The 1,898-nt window shown below is 50.9% G+C and carries 1 protein-coding gene; it reads left to right on the plus strand.

Annotated elements, in window-relative coordinates; all coding sequences use genetic code 11:
* Nucleotides 1–1,898: transketolase (gene tkt / locus TW84_RS22755; RefSeq protein WP_052707960.1), on the plus strand; the 1,898-nt coding region annotated here is incomplete at both ends.

Raw genomic sequence — 1,898 nt, forward strand, 5'->3', positions numbered from 1 at the left:
CGTAAACATCTAGCTAATGCTATCCGTGCCCTTAGCATGGACGGCGTACAACAAGCCAACTCTGGTCACCCAGGCGCACCTATGGGTATGGCTGACATTGCTGAAGTTCTTTGGCGCTCTCACCTAAACCACAACCCAGCAAACCCAGAATGGGCTGACCGCGACCGTTTCGTTCTTTCAAACGGCCACGGTTCTATGCTGATTTACTCTCTGCTTCACCTAGCAGGCTACGAGCTGTCAATCGACGACCTGAAAAACTTCCGTCAACTGCACTCTAAGACTCCAGGTCACCCAGAGTACGGTTACGCACCAGGTATCGAGACAACAACAGGTCCTCTAGGTCAAGGTATCACTAACGCGGTAGGTATGGCGCTGGCTGAGAAAACTCTAGCGGCACAGTTCAACAAAGAAGGCCACGACATCGTTGACCACTTCACTTATGCATTCATGGGTGATGGCTGTCTGATGGAAGGTATCTCTCATGAAGCATGTTCTCTGGCTGGTACGCTAGGTCTGGGCAAACTGATCGCATTCTGGGATGACAACGGCATCTCTATCGACGGTCATGTTGAAGGCTGGTTCTCTGACGATACACCTAAGCGTTTTGAAGCGTACGGCTGGCATGTCATTCCTGCAGTAGACGGTCACGATCCTGAAGCGATCAACGCGGCTATCATCGCGGCGAAAGCGGACCCACGCCCTACGCTAATCTGTACTAAGACCATCATCGGTTTTGGTTCTCCAAACAAGTCTGGTTCACACGACTGTCACGGTGCCCCACTAGGCGCTGAAGAAATCGCAGCGACTCGCAAGCAACTTGGTTGGGAATTCGGTCCATTTGAAATTCCTGCTGACGTTTACGCTGAGTGGAATGCAAAAGAAGCAGGCGCAGCGAAAGAAGCAGCGTGGAATGCGAAGTTTGACGCATACGCTGCAGCTTACCCTTCAGAAGCAGCAGAGCTTAAGCGTCGTCTAAACGGTGAGTTGCCAGCTGAGTGGGAAGAGAAAGCAACACAAATCATTGCTGACCTTCAGGCAAACCCTGCCAACATCGCATCACGTAAAGCGTCTCAAAACGCACTTGAAGCGTTTGGTCAAATGCTACCTGAATTCCTAGGTGGCTCTGCTGACCTTGCCCCTTCTAACCTAACTATGTGGTCTGGTTCTAAGTCGGTATCGGCTGAAGATGCGTCAGGTAACTACATCCACTACGGTGTACGTGAATTCGGTATGACGGCTATCATGAACGGTATCGCACTACACGGTGGTTTCGTACCATACGGCGCAACCTTCCTAATGTTCATGGAATACGCGCGTAACGCAATGCGTATGGCGGCTCTGATGAAAGTTCAGAACATCCAAGTTTACACGCACGACTCTATCGGCCTTGGCGAAGATGGTCCAACGCACCAACCGGTTGAGCAAATGGCTTCTCTACGTCTAACACCAAACATGAGCACATGGCGCCCATGTGACCAAGTGGAATCCGCAGTGGCTTGGAAACTGGCTATCGAACGTAAAGATGCACCGACTTCACTTATCTTCTCTCGTCAGAACCTTGCACAACAAGAGCGTGATAGTGAGCAAGTAGCGAACATTGCTAAGGGTGGTTACATCCTGAAAGATTGCGCAGGCAAGCCAGAGCTTATCCTTATTGCAACCGGCTCTGAAGTTGAGCTAGCGGTTAACGCTGCTGCTGAGCTAACAGCTGAAGGTACGCAAGTACGTGTTGTTTCAATGCCATCAACAGATGCATTCGACAAGCAAGATGCAGATTACCGTGAAGCGGTTCTGCCATCTGACGTGACGGCACGTATCGCAGTTGAAGCGGGTATTGCTGACTTCTGGTACAAGTACGTTGGTTTCGACGGCCGTATCATCGGTATGACCACCTTCGG

The organism is Vibrio neptunius (assembly GCF_000967495.1).
In the GTDB taxonomy this organism is placed as follows: Bacteria; Pseudomonadota; Gammaproteobacteria; order Enterobacterales; family Vibrionaceae; genus Vibrio; species Vibrio neptunius.